This is a genomic window from Phocaeicola sp. HCN-40430, assembly GCF_037890285.1.
GTDB classification, from domain to species: domain Bacteria; phylum Bacteroidota; class Bacteroidia; order Bacteroidales; family Bacteroidaceae; genus Phocaeicola; species Phocaeicola acetigenes.
Map to the genome: position 1 here is coordinate 43,692 of NZ_JBBKBS010000018.1, position 21,679 is coordinate 65,370.

Sequence of the window (21,679 nt, forward strand, 5' to 3'; positions counted from 1 at the left end):
GGATTGTTTAATTATCAATTGTCAATTGTCAATTTAAAAAGAACGTATGAGGAAATTTCTGACACAAGGACGTCTGGCAACCCTAATCGTAATAGCGGTATTGGTCATTGACCAGATTATCAAAATTGCAGTAAAAACCAATATGTATCTGTACGAAGACATACACATTGCAGATTGGTTTCAAATAAAATTTGTAGAGAACAGCGGAATGGCTTTTGGACTTGAAGTCATATCTAAACTATTTCTTACTTTATTCCGCATTGTTGCCGTAATAGCTATTACCTGGTATCTTCATAAAATAATCAAAGTTCATCGTTATGTAAAAACAGGATTTATTGTCTGTCTGTCACTGATTCTTGCCGGTGCATTGGGCAATATCATCGACTGTGTATTTTATGGAGAAATATTCAGTGCCAGTACGCCTTCCGAAATTGCTACCTGGGTACCTTTGGGAGAAGGATATGCAGACTGGTTACATGGGAAAGTAGTAGATATGTTCTATTTCCCAATTATTGATACATTCTGGCCCGATTGGATGCCGTTGGTAGGAGGAGACCGCTTTATCTTCTTCAGTCCTATCTTCAATTTTGCTGATGCTGCTATCAGCTGTGGTATGATTGCAATGCTGATCTTTTACAGCAACTACTTGAGCAAAGGTATAAACGCTAACGAAGACAAAGAGAATGAATAAACGTATCAGTCAGATTGCTATGCTGGCCCTGTTGACAGGAATGATCAGCTGCGGGAAAAAAGTTCCTAAAGACATCATTCAGCCGGATGCAATGGAAAATCTGTTATATGATTACCATTTGGCATCTACGGTCGCTAATGATTTGCCTTATTCCGATCACTATAAAAAGGGGGCATATTTGAAATATGTCTTTGAGAAACATCATGTCACAGAGGCAGAATTCGACTCTTCCATGGTATGGTATACTCGAAATAGCAAAGAATTAGCAACTATTTACCAGAATTTGCAACAGCGCTTTGAAGCTTCAGAGCTACAACTGAAAGCACAGGGTAATCGGCAAGGAACACAGACTGCTGTTTTCCTGTCGGGAGATACTGTAGACATCTGGCAGGATCGTTCTTTATATTGGCTGTCCGCTTCACCGCTTACTAACAAGGTGACATTCGACTTGAAGGCTGATACAACTTTCAAACCTAAAGATGCAATTGCATTGATGGCTGATTTTCATTTTATGTCTCAAGCAGCTACAGACAAGGCTGTCATGGCTCTTAACTTTTACTTCGACAACGATAGTGTACAGGGATTGACCCAAACAGTGTCGGGTTCGGGAACACAACGCTTGTATTTGCAACCGGATTCTGCTTATAACATAAAAAGCATCAGTGGTTTTATTTATTACACTGCCGGACAGAATTCGAAAGGAAGTGTATTGTTGAATCAAATTCGACTGATGCGCTATCATGATACAGGCAAAGAAAGCACTGACAAAAAGCCAAAGGAAGTTGAAAAGATTGCAGCGAAATCAATTGAAATGCAAGAAAGCAATAAAGAAGTAAAGCAAAAAGCATCTGAAAAAATGAAACCAATGAAACTCCAGAAAATGGAGAGTGTAGAATAAGAATGAGAAAGATAGCTACACACCGGGTATATGATGCGGAAAGCGGAAAAATTTCTTCACAGCAGGTCGTGGAGTTGGACGAACAAGGATATGTATTAAAAATGTATTCCTTTTCTGAGGAAATACATTATACCGAATGGCTGGGAGATCTTATAATACTATCTCCTTTGGAATTGCCCAAAATTCTTCCGGATGAGAGCTTTTCTCATTTTAAAGAACGTATTGCATCTCTCATCCAATCAGGAGGAAAGGAGAGGCCTAAAAGAGCCTATTGGGTGACTCCTTTCAATGTTTCTGAAATGGAATTTACTTCAGATACGCATGTGATAGTATGCAAGTCTATATAGAAAAGAATCCCGACATTGAATTTATACATATGAAATGTACAGATCAATGTCGGGATTCTTTTTTATTTACTCCTTTATCTGATAGGAAAAAGCCTTAAAAAGAGGTTTGGTTTGCTGAGTTTCTGTATCGAATCCAAACCAATATGAAACAGGGGTATCTTCTGTAGCAGGCAATAGGCACAAACGCATTCCTTCCCGATATTCTCCGTACACGGTTTCCCAGTCGGAAATAGGATACACATGTTTGGTACGAACTCGTGATGCCGGCTGTTTTTTCAATGACATACCACCTTCTATCCAGGCAAGACTGACAGCATTTTCGTATTGGGGATACTCAGCTTTACAGAATTCATATAGAATCACTCCACGTCTCTCCAGTCCAAGAGGTTGGTCAATAACACCGATGGCAGTAAGATGCGTTAGAAAGCGGTGAAGGAAATCAGGCTGTTCAACAATTAACCTACGGGCAACCGGTTGCCAGACTTTCGCATTATAAAATCCGTCCAGCAATCTGGAAAGCAAACGTGCAATCTGAAGTTCATCCGCACTGATTTCATTAGTTTGTAATACCTCATACGGTGGAAGAGGAGAGTAACAAATACCCAATTCTGCTGCTCTTGCCCGCATTTCTGTTCCCGGCAACAGTTTCAATGATTCAAGTTGTATTTCTCCAGCTCCATATTCGGCAAGTGTACGTACATCTTCAAATATTTCGTCCAGGCGATAAAGCGGAAGGCCGGCTATCAAATCGGCATGCGTTTCCATCTGAGGCAACGAACATAAAAATTTTAATCCTTCTAAAGCATCTTCCAATTTACCGGCACGGCGGCTTGTTGTCAACACCTCCTGACGTAAACTTTGTATACCTGCTTCCAGATGAAGTAATCCGTAGGGCATTTGTTTTAACTCTTCTTTCAAAGCATCAGAAAGAAGCGCCGGATGAATTTCTAAATGAAAGTGTATATCAGGATATTGACAAAACAAATTCAGCAATGCTTTGGCATGACGAATATTATAATTAAAAGTACGATCCAATACCCGGATATTCTTTATTCCGTGCCGATGAATTTCTTCAATACGGCGTCCAATTGCTTCTACAGACAGGTTTCTGACCGGTTTTTCCCCTCCACTGACACAGAATGCACACGTATTAAAACATCCTCGTGTAGTTTCCAGCTGCACAAAGGGTTTCTCCCAATTGAAAAAACGGCTTTGTTCCGGATTAACCAATGTATCAAATGCCAAAACCTTCGCCAAACCATTGTCTCTATATACATGCAAAGAATCGAGGTAACATATACCGGAAATAGAAGCCCATTCTTCCGGCCTGTTCCAACACATCAGCCATTGCGGTACTACTTCTTCGCCTTCGCCCCGGAATACACAATCTACAAAAGAATTCCGGCGAAGAAAATCTTCATTATCTCCCAAAAACTCCGGACCTCCCAATGCAATGCAACATTCCGGTATCAGCGCTTTGACCCTTGAAAGAATGTGTAAAAGCATTTCGTGATTGAACAGCCAACAAGTAGCAGCTACAATATCGGGATGCCGACGATAAATTTCTCCTGCTATCATACCAGGATTTTCATTAATAGTAGCCGAAACAATATCCCATTCCCATGCAGTGTTATTCGCAACCTGTGCATGGATTGCAGGAAGCGCAAGAGAGGAGTGTGCGTAAGAGCTGTTCAAGTCAAGCCAGAGTATTTTCATATTCGTATAAAAAGAAAAAAGGATTTGTCGAAGCCATAAGACTCCAACAAATCCCTATATTAGTGATAAGCTATTACAGTAAGTACTGTGAGCTGATAGATTCGTTTGTCATCACGCGGCGAATAGTTTCAGCAAACATATCTGCGATAGAAAGCTGTTTAACTTTTGCGCAACGGTTTGAATAAGGAATACTGTCTGTAAATACCATTTCTTCCAACTGTGAGTTCTGCACACGTTCTGAAGCAGGACCTGACATCACACAGTGAGTAGCAATTGCACGTACAGATGTTGCTCCGGCTTCTTTCATGATGTCGGCAGCTTTTGTAATAGTACCTGCAGTATCTACCATATCATCGATCAAAATTACATTCTTATCTTTTACATCTCCGATAATCTGCATAGAAGCTACAACGTTTGCTTTTTCACGAGTTTTGTGGCACAATACCAAAGGTACATCCAAATACTTGGCATAAGTGCTGGCACGCTTAGAACCACCTACGTCTGGAGTTGCAATTACCAGGTTCTCCAAATTCAGCGACTGAATATATGGAGCAAAAATGGTAGATCCGTACAAGTGGTCTACAGGAATATCAAAGAATCCCTGAATCTGATCTGCATGCAAGTCCATAGTAATCAGACGGTCGATACCTGCTACGCTCAGCAAGTTAGCAACCAATTTAGCACCAATTGAGACACGTGGTTTGTCTTTACGGTCCTGACGAGCCCATCCGAAATAAGGAATTACAGCGATGATACTTTTTGCAGATGCACGCTTGGCAGCGTCAATCATCAGCAACAATTCCATCAGGTTGTCTGAATTAGGGAACGTAGACTGAACCAAGAATACATGTTGACCACGAATTGATTCTTCGTACGATACGGCAAATTCGCCGTCTGCAAAATGAGTAATGTTCATGTTACCCAGCGGGCAGCCTAAACTATTACAAATTTTCTCTGCGAGGTATCTCGAGTTTGTACCCGAAAATACTTTAAAAGGTGATGTTTCGCTCATTGTATATTATAATAGATATAATTTCCTTAATTTTTCTGCAAAGTTACGCCATTTCTTTAAGTCATACAAATGTTAATTAGAAAACTTTAAACGATTCCTTCATGTATAATTAATCTGCCAATCGTTTTAGTTTTCTAAAATGCGTAATCAACTCCTGATAATTAAAGTCGACATTGGGATTAAACTTATTCCAGATATCACCAAGTACAGCAACTCCTCCAAATCCAAAATCTTTTATTTGCAGGATATTGTCTTCATTTATACCTCCCAAAGCTATTACCCGTTGATCAATAATATCGGCCTTGACCGCCTTTCTGATCTCTTCTGGTGTATAATTCGATTTATAACCTTCTTTGGAAATACTGTCGAATATAGGACTGAGAAATACGTAATTAAAATCTTTTTTCCGCTCCTCTACCTCCTGAATAGAATGACAGGAAGTACTGATATGCCCTGAATAATTAAGAGGAGGGGTAGGATTACGATGGTTTATATGAATTCCTTTCAACCCATATTCATCCTTTAGGTAGAAATGACCGTGCACAACGATTCTTTTTCTGTATTTTTCAGGAATCAGTGTCAACAATCGTTCTGCATAAACCGGGGCTGTATCAGGTTTACGCAAATGAAGAATATCCAGTCCTTCTTCAAAGAGAGAGGTAATAATTTTGTCTTCTTCTACGAAGTATGTAGGCGTTGTTATTAATATTAATTTCATTGGAAATCTAAATTGTGGCGCAAAGGTAGTAATAATCCCAATCTTTACAACAAAATTAAATAGCTTTCAAGTGTCTTCAGGTCGATTTGCCATAGCTTTCCGCTCAGAACTTCACCATAACCGCAAATAATCTTTACGACTTCATTGGCTTCGGCGCATCCTACCAGTCCGGGAGTAACTCCTAAGACTCCTTTGGGAGGGGCAGGCATGGAAAGCATCTCTTGTTCATCGGGGAAAAGGTCGCGATAGGTCTTTCCTCCCTGATAATTGAATACAGATACTTGCCCGTCGAAAGCACGGATGGCACCATATACATAGATTTTTCCCAACTGTACACACGTATCATTAATCAGATAACGGGTTGCAAAATTATCGCATCCGTCTACAATGATATCGTAATCGGAGAAAATTTGAAGTGCATTGTGTGAAGTAAGACGTTCCGGATAGGCTTTTACCTGAATATTGCTGTTCAGTGCTTTCAAGCGTGTACATGCTTGTAGTGCCTTGGACATACCGACTTCATGCTCCGTATAGAGCACCTGACGCTGAAGATTACTTACGCTTACTACATCGTCGTCTATCACGCCCAGTGTGCCTACTCCTGCTCCAGCCAGGTAAAGCGCGACAGGGCTTCCCAGTCCTCCGACACCTACAATTAAGACACGGGCCTGTCTTAATTTTTCTTGTCCTTCTTCTCCTATCTCAGGGAGAATCATCTGACGATTATATCGTTCCATAATCAATCTTTATACTGGTATTAGTATTACATAAACAGTCTTTCCGACTGCATAGAAAACAGATTAAAAGCGGAGATTCTGTATTGGCAGATAATCCCCGCTTCTGATAAACTGTAAATTTCAAGCAGTTAGAAACGGTCGAAGGAAGCATCCCAATCCTTCCATACCGGTTCACGTCCTAACTTACGCAAGGCACTTTCTACTTCTACAGCAGTACGGTCGTCACTAATGTGGAATTGTTCCAATGCCTGCGGATAAGTATAATAACCTCCGGGTTCGGTCTTGCTCTCTGCACTCATTGTAGTTACCCCCAATGTCGCCATATTGTCACGGATGTTCGCCGGTTCGCGGGTAGAGTAGGAGATATCCACATCGTGGTCGAAGATACGCATTGCAAAAGTCACCTGTGCCAGTTCGCGGTCGCTCATGATGACATTGGGCTGGAAGCCTTCGTTTTCTGCCGGACGCATACGAGGGAAGTTTACACTGTATTTGGTCTTCCAGTAATGCTTCTGCAGATAACGCAAGTGACGAGCCATCATTGTAACATCAGTACGCCAGTCTTCCAGACCAATCAATACTCCCATACCTATAGAGTGTACACCAGCCTGTCCCATACGGTCGAATCCATCTACACGCCATTCAAATTTTGATTTCATACCACGCGGATGATAAATACGATAGCGGTCGCGATTGTATGTTTCCTGGAAACAAATGACTCCATTCAGCCCATGATTAACCAATTCGGCATATTCTTCTGCCTTAAGCGGCATCACCTCTATCTTGAGGTTTGAGAAATAAGGCTTCGCCAGATCAAGTGCACGAGCCAGATAAGGAACACCTGCTTTTGCAGGATTCTCTCCAGTCACCAGCAACAGATTCTCAAAAGGGCCCAGTTTCTTGATGGCACGATATTCATTCTCTATCTCTTCGGGTGTAAGAATGGTACGAGCCATCGGGTTACTGATGTGAAAACCACAATATACACACGAATTGGTGCATGAGTTTGTCAAATACAAAGGGATAAAGAGCGACATGGTCTTACCAAAACGCTCTTCGGTATATTTGCGGCTGAGTTGTGCCATAATCTCCAGATACGGTTCTGCCGCAGGTGATATCAGCGCCATGAAGTCGTCAATGTCACAGCGCTCTTTTGTTAAAGCACGACGTACGTCGGCTTCTGTTTTCGAATAGATGGCATGGGTAGTGTCATCCCAACTTATTTTTTCTAATTCTTCTGAAAACATAATGTAATTTTAGTTTACAGTCAATGTCGTGTAGTTTATTACCGGTTTACTTCCTTTAAATCGCGTGAAAGTTTCATGGCGCAGAAGTTCGGTCCACACATGGTACAATATTCTCCATCGGTATGACGGCCTTCGTTGAAATATTCCAAAGCACGGTCCGGGTCGAGTGACAGATGGAACTGGTCTCTCCAGCGGAATTCGTAACGCGCTTTCGACAAGGCATTGTCTCTGACCTGTGCCCCCGGATGTCCTTTGGCAAGATCGGCCGCATGAGCTGCAATCTTGTATGTGATGACTCCTGTGCGTACATCTTCACGGTTAGGAAGTCCGAGATGTTCTTTCGGAGTCACGTAGCAAAGCATGGCAGTTCCCAGCCATCCGATTTGTGCAGCTCCAATGGCCGAAGTGATATGGTCGTATCCCGGAGCAATGTCTGTAACCAGCGGGCCCAGAGTATAGAAAGGTGCGTTATGGCATTTCTCAATCTGGCGCTGCATGTTTTCCTGGATTTTATGCAAAGGTACATGACCCGGACCTTCGATGAATGCCTGTACATTCTTTTCCCATGCACGTACCACCAGTTCGCCCATGGTATCCAGTTCGGCGAACTGTGCTTCGTCGTTGGCGTCGGCAATAGAACCGGGACGCAACCCGTCGCCCAGTGATACAGCCACGTCGTAACGGGCCAGGATGTCGCAAATATCATCAAAATGTTCGTAAAGGAAAGATTCCTGATTATGTACAAGACACCACTTGCTCATGATAGAGCCCCCACGGCTCACAATACCGCAAAGACGTTTGTCGGCTAAGTGTACATTGTGCAGACGGATACCTGCATGAATGGTGAAGTAGTCTACACCCTGCTCACACTGCTCAATCAGCGTATCACGATAAATCTCCCAAGTCAAGTCTTCTACACGTCCGTTTACCTTTTCGAGTGCCTGATAAATAGGTACTGTACCTACCGGCACCGGGCAGTTGCGTACAATCCATTCGCGTGTTTCGTGAATGTTATCTCCTGTAGAAAGATCCATCAGCGTATCACCGCCCCATTTGCAGCTCCATACCGCTTTATCCACTTCTTCGTCGATGCTTGAGGTGGTTGCCGAATTACCGATATTGGTATTGATTTTTACAAGGAAAGCACGTCCGATAATCATCGGTTCGCTTTCCGGATGGTTGATGTTGGCAGGAAGCACGGCACGGCCGGCAGCAATCTCATCGCGTACAAACTCCGGTGTAATGTAAGTTTCGATTCCCAGTTCGCGGCAATTCATGTTTTCGCGAATGGCTACATACTCCATTTCCGGAGTTACAATACCCTGTTTGGCATAATACATCTGTGTACAGCATTTTCCTTCTTTAGCCCGATAAGGCAAAGCGATATGTTCGAAACGCAAATGATCCAACGATTTGTCGTCACGACGTTTCTTGCCATATTCGGATGTGATGGAAGGAAGTTGCTCCACATCACCGCGGGAAGTAATCCATTCCTCTCTCATTCGCGGCAAACCTTTCTTCAGGTCAATCTTTATCGACGGATCGCTGAACGGACCGCTTGTATCGTATATATACACAGGTGCATTCGGAGTAATCACCTTTTCTCCGTTTTCGATAGTGACAGTAGGAGTCAGGTTGACCTTCTGCATACCTACACGTACGAAAGGATACATTGTTCCCTGCATGTAGGCTTTCTCTGCATGAGCATATGCTTTTTTATCTTTTTCCATAATTGTGGTTTGCTAAATAGATTATTTTTCGTTTAAGAACGCAGTCAGAGGAGATGACGCTGATGCGGTGAAGTCAATACTTTGGATACCCAGTCCGGCTTCGTAGGCACGACGGCCGGCTATTACCGCTTCGCTGAATGCCTTAGCCATTTCAACCGGATTTCCGGCTACAGCAATGGCTGTATTCACCAGACAAGCCGCTGCACCCATTTCCATTGCTTCGGCAGCATGGCTTGGCGCACCGATACCGGCATCGACTACAACAGGAACATTACTCTGCTCGATGATGATGCGTAGAAAATCGCGTGTCTGCAATCCCTTGTTGCTACCGATTGGAGCAGCAAGCGGCATCACAGTTGCCGCACCGGCTTCTTCCAGACGTTTGCACAATGTAGGGTCAGCCTGGCAGTAGGGGAGTACCACAAAGCCTAATTTGACCAGTTCTTCTGTAGCACGCAAGGTTTCTGTAGAATCGGGCAACAAATAACGCGGGTCTGGATGGATTTCCAGTTTCAGCCAGTTGGTTCCGAAGGCCTCGCGAGCCATCTGTGCAGCAAATACAGCTTCTTCGGCTGTACGTACGCCAGAAGTATTAGGCAACAGTTGGATATGTGGGTGAACAATATGACGAAGCATATCGTCCTCTTTATCTTCCAATTCGATACGTTTCATAGCTACAGTTACCATTTCTGTACCTGAAGCCAGAATAGCTTCTTCCATCAATTGATTGGAGTTGAATTTTCCAGTTCCCAGGAACAAGCGGGAGTTAAATTCTTTTCCTGCGATAATCAGTTTTTCCATTTTATCTTGATTTAATTTTTTCTGTAATAATTCTACTGTACATACACATAAAGAGAAAACGCTGTCCCTTCATCATTCAGGGAGAAGTTCCAAAATACGGCGTGTTTCTTCTACCGGATTGTCGGCACGCAAAATGGTACCGCTTAATGCAATACCCGAGACTCCTGTCTGCATGATTTCCGGTATATCTTCGTAGGTGATTCCACCAATGGCCACAACAGGCAATTGGATATCAGCCTCTTTCATCCGATTCAGAATGTTGCGGTATCCTTCCAGACCCAATACCGGACTCAGATTCTTTTTCGTTGTAGTAAAACGGAAAGGACCACATCCTATGTAATTGGCACCTGCCGCATGATGCATCTGCACATCTTCGAAGGTATTCGCTGTTCCACCGATGATAAAGTCATTTCCCAATATCTTGCGGGCTTCGGCTATCGGCATATCGTTCTTACCCAGATGCACGCCATCTGCTTCAAGTTTTTTTACCAGTTCTACATGGTCGTCTATAATAAAAGTAGCCCCGTATTCACGACATAAAGCCTGCACACGTCTGGCTTCATACTCGAGTTCTTCGGGCGAAGCATCTTTCATGCGCAACTGAATCCAACGGCATCCACCTTCGAGTGCCATCCGTGCCGAATCGAAATAAGAATACCGGTCTGTAAAATGAGTGATGAATTGTAGTTTCATATCCTGTTACCCCCCGCATGCTGCTTTAATGATAACCAGACTGTCTCCCGGCTGGAGCACCTGTTCCTCCCACTGGGCACGAGGAATCATACGGTTGTGTAGCGCAATGGCTACTCCCTGTAAAGGTAATTCAAGTTGACGGGCAAGATCGGCAATGGTATTGCCTTGAATAAGATCTACCTCTTTGTTGTTTACTATAATCTTCATGTCGATACATTTTAAAAATTAAAGTAATACAAAGAAGGAACTTCCGGAAAACGGATATAAAAAAGATATAATCGAACAACAATCCCTCCGTTGGCATTAACCAAATCAGGTTCGTAGGGTATAATCTCAGCCCGTCATCTGGTTGGGCACCCCTTTGTTTTACTTCTTAATCGCAAAGGTATACGAAAAGTTTGAGATAAAAAAGCGAATAATCATATTTCAACGAAAGGTTTCGATACGGTTCTGTAGTGTAGTTGGCAGTATCATCTGCTGCAGGCTATTTGTTTTTAAAGAAATAAAATTATCGGAAGTTTTCGGAATGAATCATAGTCTGCAGCCAGCGTCGTCGGCTGTATAATTGCCGACGTCGGTTGACGAGCCAACGTCGCCGTTTTTATATCCGACGTCGTCGGATACAAAAGATGAATAGAACAACAAACATGCTGTATCTGTATAGTACATCCATTTTATTGCAGAGACAGCCTATAAAAAACAGATACCGATAAACTCCACCCAAAAGGAGTATCGGTATCTGTACTATTTTACCTGAATAACAAAATCTTTTTCCGCTTAGCTTCTACTTATTTTGTTTTTGTCTGTCTTTCCACAAACGAGTCATGTCTTCCAATGTCTTTCCTTTGGTTTCGGGAACCAGTTTCCAGACAAATACGGCTGCTATAATACAAATCACACCATATAGGCCGTATACAAAAATATGTCCGAATTTTTCACCCATATCGCCTGCGCTCATATTATACATCGGCAGGAAGGTAGACGATACAATGAAATTGAATATCCACTGAAAAGCTACGGCTATGGCAACAGCTGTACCACGCACTGTATTGGGGAAGATTTCAGAAATAAGTACCCAGCATATCGGACCCCAGCTGAACATGAAAGATGCGCTGTAAATCATAATACTGATCACCGGTATTAGTGGAGAAATTCCTGTAGCCAGATTGCTGAAAGCAACACCTAAGGCTCCTACAGCCATACCGATAGAACCACAGATCAGCAAAGGCTTACGTCCTAATTTCTCTACGGTAAACACAGCCAACAGTGTAAATAAAATATTAACAACCCCCATGAAGACTGTTTGTACCATCGGATTGCCGATATTCATGCTTTCGAAAATACGTGGAGCAAAATATAATACAGCATTGATACCCACTACCTGCTGGAATACACTCAGCATAATGCCAATAAATATTACCAACCATCCGTAAGTAAAGAGTCGTTCTGTCTTAGTCTGTACGGTACCCTTGATATCGGCCAGAATTTGCTTGGCACGCTCACGGCCATTGATTTTCGTCAATACAGTCAGTGCCTCTTCATCATGTCCCGACATTACCAGATAACGTGGTGTTTTAGGTACAAACAGAATCAAGATAGTAAAAAGTCCGGCAGGTACTGCTTCGCTTACAAACATCTGTCTCCATCCGGTTTCGATAGCCCATGCTGCTGCATCCGGATTGATAACCTTGTTTACTCCTTCTACCACTTCGACAACAGGATTAACATTATCACCAAGAATGATAAAATTGACGAAATAAACTACCAGCTGTCCGAAGATGATAGCGAATTGATTCCACGAAACCAATGTACCTCGGATATTACTTGGAGCAACTTCGGCAATATACATCGGACAAAGAGCAGAGGCCAGTCCGACACCTACACCGCCCAATATACGGTAGAAATTGAAAGCCAGCAATAAAGAGTAAGAAGGTTCTCCATACGAGAAAAAAAGAAACTCGGGATAGTATGAACCTAAAGCCGACAGAAAGAACATGATACCTGCCAGAAACAACGACTGCTTTCTGCCATAACGGGAAGCCAGACAACCCGAAATGGCACTACCTATGATACATCCCAAAAGAGCACTGGATGAAGTAATGCCATGCCATGTATCTGTATAAACAAAATCGTCTGCTCCCATGAAGAATGCCTGCAAGCCTTTTTCGGCTCCGGAAATCACCGCGGTGTCGTATCCAAACAGCAAGCCTCCCAATACGGCTACCATTACAATGGAAAAAAGATATGTTTTACTTTTCTTTGCGTCATTCATAGTTATAAGATTGTTAAAAAGGTAAACGCCGGTACATATTACTGAAAGAGATCAGTCTGTAAATGATATATACCGACGATACCTGATACGGTATAATAAAATCAAGAGAATTAGCAATACATATTTACAATTGCTTCGTATAACTCTTGTTTACCACTTGTCTGTTTAGGTTCACCTGCAGTCTTGGCATAAGCAACGACATCTTCCAAAGAAAGTTTTCCTTCTTCGAATTCTTTTCCTTTACCACTGTCGAAGGAAGCATAACGGTCTGCCAGCATCTTCTTGTAAGGAGATTCTTCGAGCAGACGGGCTGCATTTTCCAAAGCACGGGCCATTGCATCCATTCCCGCAATGTGAGCGATGAAAATATCTTCCAAGTCGGTAGAGTTGCGGCGTGTTTTTGCATCAAAGTTGGTACCGCCATTACCCAAACCACCAGCGCGGATAATCTGCATCATAGCTTGAATGAGTTCGAAGTTATCGATAGGGAACTGGTCTGTATCCCATCCGTTCTGATAGTCGCCACGGTTGGCATCAATAGAACCCAGCATACCATTGTCTACTGCTACAGCCAATTCATGTTCGAAAGTATGTCCGGCCAATGTAGCATGATTAACTTCGATATTTACCTTGAAATCTTTGTCAAGACCGTGTGCTTTCAAGAAGCCAATCACAGTTTCTGTATCTACATCATACTGATGTTTCATTGGTTCCATTGGTTTGGGTTCTACAAGGAATGTTCCTGTAAAGCCTTTGCTGCGTGCATAGTCGCGCGCCATTTTCAGCATCTGTGCAAGATGTTCTTTTTCACGTTTCTGGTCAGTATTCAGAAGCGACATATAACCTTCACGTCCGCCCCAGAATACATAGTTGGTACCGCCCAGCTCAATGGTGGCATCGATTGCATTTTTTATCTGAACGGCTGCACGTGCCACTACATCAAAATCAGGGTTGGTTGCAGCTCCGTTCATATAACGGGCATGGCCGAATACATTGGCAGTACCCCAAAGAAGTTTGATACCGGTTTCTTCCTGTTTCTTCTTCGCATAAGCAACTATTTCCTTGAGATTCTGTTCGTATTCTTCGATGGTTTCTGCTTCATCGCACAAGTCTACATCGTGGAAACAATAATATTCGATACCTATTTTTTGCATGAACTCAAATCCAGCATCCATTTTATCTTTAGCTGCCTGTATTTTGTCTGCACTGCTTTTCCACGGGAATTGTTTTGTTCCACCACCAAACTGGTCTGAACCTTCTGCGCACAAGGTGTGCCACCATGCCATTGAAAATTTGAGCCAGTCTTTCATTGGTTTACCCAAAATCACTTTTTCGGCATCGTAATAACGGAATGCCATTGGGTTCTTACTTTCTACACCTTCGAATTTTATCTTTCCAATTCCTGGGAAATACTCTCTTGTTGCCATAATATTAAAGTTTAAAGATTATTTATTTTAAATAGTTGTTTTATCAAATCAGAATCTATGATTGTTTATATTTTTTTCAAACATTCTACCCATCTCGCATAGGCATCTGCGTAAGCATCTGCATTCGAAGAATCGGGTTCTATGACTGCAAGCTTCTCTAAAGTTGAAAAAGCTTCCACATGGTCTTTATAAATTCCAGCTCCCATACCAGCCCCCTTGGCAGCGCCTACAGAACCGTCTGTGTCGTAAAGTTCGATTACAGAACCTGTTACACCAGCCAGTGTTTCACGGAATACCGGACTGAGGAACATATTAGCATGACCTGCATGGATTTTCTGTACATCCATTCCCATGCCTTTCATAATGTCGATACCGTATTTGAAAGAGAAAACAATTCCTTCTTGAGCAGCACGGATAAGATGGCCTTTATGATGTAAATTAAAATTAATGCCATTGATAGAGCATCCTGCTTCACGATTTTCAAGCATACGCTCCGAACCGTTGCCAAAGGGCAGGACACTGATACCTTCCGAGCCGATTGGGATTTGAGCAGCCAAATCGTTCATTTCTGCATACGACAATCCCTCTGTTGCCACATTTCGCTTCATCCAAGAATTCAGAATACCAGTACCGTTGATACATAGGAGAACACCCAGTCGGGTACAGTCTGCAGTGTGATTAACATGAGCAAATGTATTTACACGCGACTGTGGATCGTAATTGACTTTTCCATTAACTCCATATACAACTCCCGAAGTACCTGCTGTAGAGGCAATCTCTCCCGGATTGAATACATTCAAAGACAATGCATTATTGGGCTGGTCGCCTGCACGGTAAGTAATAGGTGTTCCTGCTGCCAGTCCAAGTTCCAGAGCAGCTTCGGCAGAAACAGTTCCCTGTTCTCCGAATGTAGGCTTAATATCAGGAATAAGAGAAGAATCAAATCCATAATATTTCATCAGGAAATCGGCCACTGAGTTTTGTTTGAAATCCCAGAACATACCTTCCGAAAGGCCTGATACGGTAGTACAGATTTCTCCGCTTAAACGCATGGCAATGTAATCACCGGGCAACATGATTTTGTATATCTTCTCATATACCTCCGGCTCATTTTCTTTAATCCATGCCAGTTTAGAAGCTGTAAAGTTACCTGGAGAATTAAGTAAATGAGACAGGCAATATTCTTCGCCTAATTCATGAAAAGCTTTTTGACCATACGAAACGGCTCGGGAATCACACCATATAATCGCCGGACGAAGAGCACGATGCTGAGCATCTACACATACAAGGCCGTGCATCTGATATGAAATACCTATTGCCTTTATATCTTCCTTACGAATACAGGAATTGGATAGAATATCCTGAGTTGCAGATTTCAAATATTCCCACCAACTGTCCGGTTCTTGTTCTGCCCAACCTCGTTTGACCGAGATAATAGGAGCTTCTGTTTTAGGATAAAAAGCAGAAGAAATACATTTCCCCGTTTCTGCATTGACCAAACTAGCTTTTACAGAAGAACTCCCTATATCATATCCTAATAAATACATACTTTATTATTTTATCTTCTTGTCTTGTTGTAAATTTTCTTGTCAAAATGGTAATATCTTGCTGCACGATGTGATACTCCCTGCTGGAATTCATCCAAAGGAACTACATAGTCTAACATCGCTATTTTCTTATGAAAATTACGGACATCTACAGCTTTCCCATAGAGTAAACCATATAAAACACGCAACTGAAGAGCTGTAAATTTCCGAGGAAGCAATTCGAAAAGATAAGACGGATTAAACTCCACATATTGACGGATAAATTCCATTGCATCGGCAATAATCTGATTATGGTCGAAAGCAAGTTCCTTTACATCTTGCAGAGAAACCCATTCTGCTTGAAAGTTATCCAAGAGCTTACTTTGAGTTTTATCAATCTTTACTAATGAAAAATAAGCAACTGTCACAATACGATCAACTTTTGCTTTTTCAGCTCTTTCCAACCAACGGATATCTTTAGGGTTCTTGGTGCGATCTTTAGAACCAAACACTTTAAATTGCTTTAAGTCTACATTTTTCAATCCAGTCAGTTGGGTTAAAACTCGCTGAGCCGCACTATCCAAGTCTTCATCCATGTATATAAGACTACCAGGCAGTTTCATATCATGGAAAACTTCACCTTCATCTTCTCCTATACGACGTACTAATAATACTTTTAAATTTTGGCCATCGAATCCAATCACTACACAATCTACCGAAATATGATTATTGGCCAATTGCATGCTGTGTTCCATAGTTCATAATTTTGTTTCGCTATGCAAATAAAGAATTTATTTTTGAAACAACCAAATTTTACAAGATTAATAATTATCTATTAATCAAATAGATAAATATCTTATCTTATACAATAAACCTTTTCATAAGCAGTACAATATGTATTTTTTGTGCAGCTTATCACATAAAACTATTAACAGTATAAGTAAATGATAAAAATCAGTATGATAGTACTTTATATATTCTCTCGGAACATATAATGCAAAAGGTACTTATTGTACTAAACAGGATATATAAAAGTGCTTCATAAAATACAATAAGTACATGCAATAAAAAAACTAATCTGACTCATACTTTTTGCTTTAACAATCAGATATGAATTTTAATTTCAAAAACAATATTAATATTACATATTAATACTATTATTTATAAGATATAGAATAATCTATTATTTAACACATGATTATTATATCAAAATAGCACAAAAAGAACAACTATTTATTTTTTATTCCATTTCATCATAAAAACAGAATTTCTATTTCATACATTTGCGAACATAAAGATATAATAATAGCGATTAACAATGACAATATTTTACATACAGCTAATTATTGTATCATTATAACATAATATAAGCAATAATGCAATACTATATGTCAATTATATATCCAATTATAAGTATATGATAAAAAATTCAATCTACTCATTTAATCAAAATAGTCTATGAAAATAAAATTTACTAAAATGCATGGAGCAGGTAATGACTATATTTATGTCAACACCTTGCAATATCCTATAGAGAATCCGGAAAAACTGGCAATCTGCTGGAGTCAATGGCATACTGGAATAGGAAGTGATGGATTAGTATTAATAGGACCATCTAATATCGGTGACTTCAGCATGCGCATTTTCAACGCAGATGGATCTGAAGCCATGATGCGTGGGAATGCCAGCAGGTGTATTGGGAAATATCTTTACGAATATGGACTGACGGATAAAAAGGATATTGCACTGGAAACCAAATCGGGTATCAAACAATTAAAGCTGAATGTAAACTCAAACAATACAGTAGATGAAGTTACAGTAGATATGGGAATACCCACAAATATTCATTGGGTAAAATTAGGAGAACAATCTCCTTACCCCCAGGGTATTGCCGTTTCAATGGGGAATCCACATTTAGTCATTTTTGTAGACAATGTTTCGAGCGTCAATCTTTTTCAGGCAGGCCCGTTTTTAGAAAATCATCCTTTATTTCCAGATCGGACCAATGTAGAATTTGCCCAAATTTTAGACGAGGGACACATTCGCATGCGTGTGTGGGAGAGAGGATCAGGTATTACTCAGGCTTGTGGAACCGGAGCATGTGCAACTGCTGCTGCCGCTATTTTTACTAAACAGTGTACAAGAAATGTAAAAGTAAAAATGGACGGAGGAGAGCTCCTGATGAACTGGGATATACACACCAATCATATGACCATGAAAGGTCCTGCAACCAAAGTTTTTGATGGTGAAATAGAAATCTAAACAAATAACATCTACAACCATAAAAACTTCTATTTCTACTTAAAATTAGCTCCTGTTTAAGGTATACCCAATAAATTCGGTATACCTTAATAAATTAATAATGATGTATTTCTTTACGATGACCGGGAGCATAATACTTAGCTGATTTCTTTCCATGTTTTTTCTTTGCATGGCCGGGTGGAATTTCTTTATGATGCAATTTATGAGGATGCTTATGTACAACACACGAAGACATACTGAAACAGAGAGACAGTACAAATAAAAAAAGTAAAAACTTTGGTTTCATAAAATCAACAATTGGTTTTTACAAATTTAAGAAAACAATCTATAATTTCTCGCAATAGCAATAAAATATCTGTTTCTTCCTTTTAAAGCATCAGCCAATTTTGGCTTAATCCCCTCAAATAGGTATCCATAATTTAAGAAACAAAAGCTGTATCTAATATTATGATGTATATAGTGTTTTCCTACAGTCTGAAAACAGTAGCAATACGCCTTAATAAAAGCACTATTTTTAGGTATTTCAAAACAACCCCAGACCGCCTACCTTTGCCACAGAAAAACAATCTAAATTAAACATCATGAAAAAAATTGGTATCGTTTATGGTTCCACTACAGGAACATGTGAAAACTTGGCAGGGCAATTGGCTACTGTATTGAGAATCGCAAATACAGACGTTTATAGTGCAGACAAACTGACTGTCGAATTGGTAAATGCTTACGATGTTCTGCTTCTTGGCACTTCAACCTGGGGAGACGGAGAACTGCAGGATGACTGGTATGATGGCATCAAAGTACTGAAGAATGCAGACTTAAAAGGGAAGTATATCGCTTTGTTTGGCTGTGGAGACTCTGAATCTTATTGTGACACTTTCTGTGATGCCATGGGGATTTTGTACGAAGATTTGAAAGACAGCGGATGCACCTTTCTGGGCAATCATGTAAGTACAGATGATTACACTTTCTCTAACTCTGCAGCTGTTGTCGACGGTAGTTTTGTAGGTCTTGCATTAGATGATATAAATGAAAGCCACAAAACATCCACACGCATCAAAACTTGGACCGACGAGTTAAAGAAAACTTTTTAATCCACAATCATTTTTTATCTACCATAATCCATTTTATTACAATGATATCATCTCCCGACATCCTGCCAGCTGAAATGAAAGTTTTTCTGAATCACATATATGAATACAAAAAAGGTGTACGCCGCATGATTCTCTTTACAGTCAACCGCAAGTATGAAGAGTTTGCCATCGAACGCTTGAAAAAACAGCGAATCGACTTTCTGGTACAACCGGTGACAAATACAAGCGTGAACTTATTTTTCGGACGTCCGGAATGTATTCAGGCAATCAGACATCTGGCAAAACGCCCACTCCATATGTTGACACCGGAAGAAGATTTTATACTGGGAGCGATGTTGGGATATGATATTTGTGCACAATGCGAACGTTACTGCAAACGTAAGAAGATCCGCAACTAAAAAGAAAGTGAGAATATAACGGAAGAAACGAAGAATAGGGTAGAAATAAAAAGAGTAAATTAATTTGTAAAAATATTGATTATCTACAACTTAATCTACTCTTCCATTTGGTACACCCTCAGGGATTCGAACCCTGGACCGAGGATGTAAATTAAACTGTGTCAGCAAAGAATAAAATATTAACTTTGCTAACACAGTTTTTTTATGAAAGAAGAATTTGATTTTGAGAGTATCAAGAACAAGGCTATTGAACAGCTGAAAGCGGGCAAGCCCTTGTTAGGTAAAGACGGTGCTTTTGCTCCCTTATTGGAAAGTATCCTGAATGCAGCTCTGGAAGGTGAGATGGATGCACACCTTACAGAAGAAGAACGTCAAATGGGCAACCGCCGTAACGGGAAAATGCAAAAGCAGGTCCAGACTCCATTAGGTGAGGTAACTGTATCCACTCCCCGTGACCGTAATTCAAGCTTTGATCCACAATTCATTAAGAAGCGTGAGACCATTCTGGCAGAAGGTGTTGCTGACCGTATAATCGGCCTGTATGCTCTTGGTAACAGCACACGTGAGATTAGTGATTGGATGGAAGAGAATCTTGGTAATCGTGTATCGGCAGATACAATCAGCGCCATTACAGACCGTGTACTTCCGGAAATAAAGGCATGGAAATCACGTATGCTTGATTCTGTCTATCCTATAGTCTGGATGGATGCCATCCATTATAAGGTAACGGATGAACGTGGTTGTGCTGTTACACGTGCAATCTATAATGTGCTGGGTATTGACCGGGAAGGACATAAGGAACTACTCGGAATGTATATATCAAGAAATGAGGGAGCAAACTTCTGGCTCAGTGTTCTGACAGATCTCCAGAACCGTGGAGTCGAAGATATTCTTATTGCCTGTATAGACGGCTTGAGAGGTTTTCCTGAAGCAATCCAAAGTGTTTATCCCAATACAGCCGTACAGCTTTGTGTCGTACATCAAATTCGTAATTCCATCAAATATGTAGGCTCCAAAAATCAAAAGGAATTCCTGAAGGATTTGAAATGCGTTTATCAGGCTGTAAATAAAGAATCGGCAGAAAATGAACTCCTCAAGCTGGAAGAAAAATGGGGCGAACAGTATCCTATTGTTATCAGGTCCTGGCAGGACAATTGGGATAAGCTGTCCGAATATTTCCAGTACACTCCGGCTATTCGTAAGCTCATATATACAACAAATACTATTGAAGGGTATCACCGTCAGATCCGTAAGGTAACAAAAAACAAAGGCGTGTTCCCATCGGATACAGCCCTTGAGAAACTGGTTTATCTTGCATACCGCAATATACGGAAGAAGTGGACTATGCCACTTGCCAATTGGGCTACAATCTCACAGCAACTGGCCATAAAGTTTGGAGAGCGATTTAATTTATTGTAATTTTACGCTCGTCGGGACGGGTGGTCCCGCCCCTTGGCGCTGGCCGTTCCCCGACCGATGAGTTTTCTAATAGGAAATAATGCGTGACACAGTTTATTTTACACTACCCAGGTTGCTGATAAAGTATACCCTATGTCATTTGAATAGTGTATCAAGATCAAAAATTAATGTATTGCCACAATTATTGCATATTTGAGCAACACATTTACGTCCTCTTGAAGGAGCAAGAATTATGTTATTTTCTCCTCTCATTGGTAAAGGAAGAAAAACCTCACTTGCAACTAAGTTGAATGTTTTGCATTTACAAACTGGACATTCTAACGAAGGACATTTTCTTTTAAGGGCACCAAATATTTCATCTGCTCTTTCTTTTGAGATTTCACTATTATCCATGATTAATAAAATTTAAAAATTAGGCAAAAGCAAAAATAGAAATTAAAAGGGGCATATCCAAAAACTCATGATGATAAGTTTAAAATTAGGCACTTTACTCTTTTTCATTCGGATATGCCCCTTATTTTAAAATGAAATTTATGAAAGCAATATCCATCAAACAGCCGTAGGCGAGCCTAATCGCTCATGGTGTAGAATTAATTGTTTAATATTTGATTAATACTAGGAAATATATACCTTTGGGCAAATTTTAAATCTAATAATATGGGAGGATATTTGAAATTGGCTAGACCAAGTGTAATTA

21 protein-coding genes and 1 riboswitch are annotated in these 21,679 nt (G+C 40.8%); of the genes, 7 read left to right on the forward strand and 14 right to left on the reverse strand.

Going from position 1 to position 21,679, the window contains the following annotated elements:
• Nucleotides 1–46: 46 nt before the first annotated feature.
• The 3 genes from WKU26_RS09020 to WKU26_RS09030 are packed head-to-tail and all read left to right on the forward strand — an operon-like array spanning nt 47 to nt 1,936.
• Complete coding sequence (locus WKU26_RS09020) at nt 47–691, forward strand: lipoprotein signal peptidase (RefSeq protein ID WP_178266154.1); 645 nt, start codon at nt 47–49, stop codon at nt 689–691.
• Nucleotides 684–1,589, forward strand: a complete 906-nt coding sequence (locus WKU26_RS09025; RefSeq protein ID WP_340321730.1) for a DUF4296 domain-containing protein — start codon at nt 684–686, stop codon at nt 1,587–1,589. The genes WKU26_RS09020 and WKU26_RS09025 overlap by 8 nt, the downstream gene beginning before the upstream one ends.
• A gap of 2 nt (nt 1,590–1,591) precedes the next feature.
• On the forward strand, nt 1,592–1,936 hold the full coding sequence (locus WKU26_RS09030) for a hypothetical protein (protein WP_340321731.1): 345 nt from the start codon (nt 1,592–1,594) through the stop codon (nt 1,934–1,936).
• Nucleotides 1,937–2,002: 66 nt separating this feature from the next.
• On the opposite strand, the gene WKU26_RS09035 is transcribed toward WKU26_RS09030, so the two are convergent.
• The 13 genes from WKU26_RS09035 to WKU26_RS09095 form a co-directional block, all read right to left on the reverse strand.
• Nucleotides 2,003–3,652: a B12-binding domain-containing radical SAM protein gene (locus WKU26_RS09035; RefSeq protein ID WP_340321732.1), complete on the reverse strand. Its 1,650-nt coding sequence runs from the start codon at nt 3,650–3,652 to the stop codon at nt 2,003–2,005.
• 73 nt (nt 3,653–3,725) lie between these two features.
• Nucleotides 3,726–4,664, reverse strand: coding sequence for a ribose-phosphate pyrophosphokinase (locus WKU26_RS09040; RefSeq protein WP_178266150.1), 939 nt, complete (start codon nt 4,662–4,664; stop codon nt 3,726–3,728).
• Between the two features lie 109 nt (nt 4,665–4,773).
• Complete coding sequence (locus WKU26_RS09045) at nt 4,774–5,382, reverse strand: thiamine phosphate synthase (RefSeq protein WP_340321733.1); 609 nt, start codon at nt 5,380–5,382, stop codon at nt 4,774–4,776.
• 44 nt (nt 5,383–5,426) lie between these two features.
• A complete protein-coding gene (locus WKU26_RS09050; RefSeq protein WP_178266148.1) occupies nt 5,427–6,119 on the reverse strand; it encodes a ThiF family adenylyltransferase in 693 nt (230 codons plus the stop codon).
• A 128-nt stretch (nt 6,120–6,247) separates the two neighbouring features.
• Nucleotides 6,248–7,366 (reverse strand): 2-iminoacetate synthase ThiH, encoded by a 1,119-nt coding sequence (gene thiH / locus WKU26_RS09055; RefSeq protein ID WP_178266147.1) that lies wholly within the window; start codon nt 7,364–7,366, stop codon nt 6,248–6,250.
• A gap of 38 nt (nt 7,367–7,404) precedes the next feature.
• Nucleotides 7,405–9,096, reverse strand: a complete 1,692-nt coding sequence (gene thiC, locus WKU26_RS09060; RefSeq protein ID WP_178266146.1) for a phosphomethylpyrimidine synthase ThiC — start codon at nt 9,094–9,096, stop codon at nt 7,405–7,407.
• Between the two features lie 21 nt (nt 9,097–9,117).
• A complete protein-coding gene (locus tag WKU26_RS09065; protein ID WP_178266145.1) occupies nt 9,118–9,897 on the reverse strand; it encodes a thiazole synthase in 780 nt (259 codons plus the stop codon).
• A gap of 72 nt (nt 9,898–9,969) precedes the next feature.
• On the reverse strand, nt 9,970–10,590 hold the full coding sequence (locus tag WKU26_RS09070; RefSeq protein WP_340321734.1) for a thiamine phosphate synthase: 621 nt from the start codon (nt 10,588–10,590) through the stop codon (nt 9,970–9,972).
• 6 nt (nt 10,591–10,596) lie between these two features.
• On the reverse strand, nt 10,597–10,797 hold the full coding sequence (thiS, locus tag WKU26_RS09075) for a sulfur carrier protein ThiS (protein WP_178266143.1): 201 nt from the start codon (nt 10,795–10,797) through the stop codon (nt 10,597–10,599).
• A gap of 65 nt (nt 10,798–10,862) precedes the next feature.
• Nucleotides 10,863–10,961, reverse strand: a riboswitch (TPP riboswitch).
• A gap of 413 nt (nt 10,962–11,374) precedes the next feature.
• Nucleotides 11,375–12,862, reverse strand: a complete 1,488-nt coding sequence (gene xylE, locus WKU26_RS09080; RefSeq protein WP_340321735.1) for a D-xylose transporter XylE — start codon at nt 12,860–12,862, stop codon at nt 11,375–11,377.
• Nucleotides 12,863–12,972: 110 nt separating this feature from the next.
• Complete coding sequence (gene xylA, locus WKU26_RS09085; protein WP_178266141.1) at nt 12,973–14,289, reverse strand: xylose isomerase; 1,317 nt, start codon at nt 14,287–14,289, stop codon at nt 12,973–12,975.
• A 65-nt stretch (nt 14,290–14,354) separates the two neighbouring features.
• Nucleotides 14,355–15,836 carry a xylulokinase gene (locus tag WKU26_RS09090; protein ID WP_340321736.1) on the reverse strand — a complete coding sequence of 494 codons (1,482 nt, stop codon included), beginning with the start codon at nt 15,834–15,836 and terminating at the stop codon, nt 14,355–14,357.
• Between the two features lie 11 nt (nt 15,837–15,847).
• The gene (locus WKU26_RS09095) at nt 15,848–16,570 is read right to left on the reverse strand and encodes an NUDIX hydrolase (RefSeq protein WP_178266139.1); all 723 of its coding nucleotides are present in this window, start codon (nt 16,568–16,570) and stop codon (nt 15,848–15,850) included.
• A 703-nt stretch (nt 16,571–17,273) separates the two neighbouring features.
• Between WKU26_RS09095 and dapF the strand changes: the two genes are divergently transcribed.
• The 4 genes from dapF (at nt 17,274) to WKU26_RS09115 (ending at nt 20,982) form a co-directional block, all read left to right on the forward strand.
• Nucleotides 17,274–18,077: a diaminopimelate epimerase gene (dapF, locus tag WKU26_RS09100; protein WP_340321737.1), complete on the forward strand. Its 804-nt coding sequence runs from the start codon at nt 17,274–17,276 to the stop codon at nt 18,075–18,077.
• A 581-nt stretch (nt 18,078–18,658) separates the two neighbouring features.
• Nucleotides 18,659–19,165: a flavodoxin FldA gene (fldA, locus tag WKU26_RS09105; RefSeq protein WP_340321738.1), complete on the forward strand. Its 507-nt coding sequence runs from the start codon at nt 18,659–18,661 to the stop codon at nt 19,163–19,165.
• 41 nt (nt 19,166–19,206) lie between these two features.
• Nucleotides 19,207–19,563, forward strand: a complete 357-nt coding sequence (locus tag WKU26_RS09110; protein ID WP_340321739.1) for a DUF2023 family protein — start codon at nt 19,207–19,209, stop codon at nt 19,561–19,563.
• A gap of 204 nt (nt 19,564–19,767) precedes the next feature.
• The gene (locus tag WKU26_RS09115; RefSeq protein WP_340321740.1) at nt 19,768–20,982 is read left to right on the forward strand and encodes an IS256 family transposase; all 1,215 of its coding nucleotides are present in this window, start codon (nt 19,768–19,770) and stop codon (nt 20,980–20,982) included.
• A 135-nt stretch (nt 20,983–21,117) separates the two neighbouring features.
• On the opposite strand, the gene WKU26_RS09120 is transcribed toward WKU26_RS09115, so the two are convergent.
• Nucleotides 21,118–21,375 (reverse strand): hypothetical protein, encoded by a 258-nt coding sequence (locus WKU26_RS09120; RefSeq protein ID WP_340321741.1) that lies wholly within the window; start codon nt 21,373–21,375, stop codon nt 21,118–21,120.
• Between the last annotated feature and the right edge of the window lie 304 nt (nt 21,376–21,679).

Coding starts and splice junctions, on each gene's coding strand:
- WKU26_RS09020 (WP_178266154.1), top strand. CDS start 47: ATGAGGAAATTTCTGACACAAGGACGTCTGGCAACCCTAATCGTAATA.
- WKU26_RS09025 (WP_340321730.1), top strand. CDS start 684: ATGAATAAACGTATCAGTCAGATTGCTATGCTGGCCCTGTTGACAGGA.
- WKU26_RS09030 (WP_340321731.1), top strand. CDS start 1,592: ATGAGAAAGATAGCTACACACCGGGTATATGATGCGGAAAGCGGAAAA.
- WKU26_RS09035 (WP_340321732.1), bottom strand. CDS start 3,652: ATGAAAATACTCTGGCTTGACTTGAACAGCTCTTACGCACACTCCTCT.
- WKU26_RS09040 (WP_178266150.1), bottom strand. CDS start 4,664: ATGAGCGAAACATCACCTTTTAAAGTATTTTCGGGTACAAACTCGAGA.
- WKU26_RS09045 (WP_340321733.1), bottom strand. CDS start 5,382: ATGAAATTAATATTAATAACAACGCCTACATACTTCGTAGAAGAAGAC.
- WKU26_RS09050 (WP_178266148.1), bottom strand. CDS start 6,119: ATGGAACGATATAATCGTCAGATGATTCTCCCTGAGATAGGAGAAGAA.
- thiH (WP_178266147.1), bottom strand. CDS start 7,366: ATGTTTTCAGAAGAATTAGAAAAAATAAGTTGGGATGACACTACCCAT.
- thiC (WP_178266146.1), bottom strand. CDS start 9,096: ATGGAAAAAGATAAAAAAGCATATGCTCATGCAGAGAAAGCCTACATG.
- WKU26_RS09065 (WP_178266145.1), bottom strand. CDS start 9,897: ATGGAAAAACTGATTATCGCAGGAAAAGAATTTAACTCCCGCTTGTTC.
- WKU26_RS09070 (WP_340321734.1), bottom strand. CDS start 10,590: ATGAAACTACAATTCATCACTCATTTTACAGACCGGTATTCTTATTTC.
- thiS (WP_178266143.1), bottom strand. CDS start 10,797: ATGAAGATTATAGTAAACAACAAAGAGGTAGATCTTATTCAAGGCAAT.
- xylE (WP_340321735.1), bottom strand. CDS start 12,862: ATGAATGACGCAAAGAAAAGTAAAACATATCTTTTTTCCATTGTAATG.
- xylA (WP_178266141.1), bottom strand. CDS start 14,289: ATGGCAACAAGAGAGTATTTCCCAGGAATTGGAAAGATAAAATTCGAA.
- WKU26_RS09090 (WP_340321736.1), bottom strand. CDS start 15,836: ATGTATTTATTAGGATATGATATAGGGAGTTCTTCTGTAAAAGCTAGT.
- WKU26_RS09095 (WP_178266139.1), bottom strand. CDS start 16,570: ATGGAACACAGCATGCAATTGGCCAATAATCATATTTCGGTAGATTGT.
- dapF (WP_340321737.1), top strand. CDS start 17,274: ATGAAAATAAAATTTACTAAAATGCATGGAGCAGGTAATGACTATATT.
- fldA (WP_340321738.1), top strand. CDS start 18,659: ATGAAAAAAATTGGTATCGTTTATGGTTCCACTACAGGAACATGTGAA.
- WKU26_RS09110 (WP_340321739.1), top strand. CDS start 19,207: ATGATATCATCTCCCGACATCCTGCCAGCTGAAATGAAAGTTTTTCTG.
- WKU26_RS09115 (WP_340321740.1), top strand. CDS start 19,768: ATGAAAGAAGAATTTGATTTTGAGAGTATCAAGAACAAGGCTATTGAA.
- WKU26_RS09120 (WP_340321741.1), bottom strand. CDS start 21,375: ATGGATAATAGTGAAATCTCAAAAGAAAGAGCAGATGAAATATTTGGT.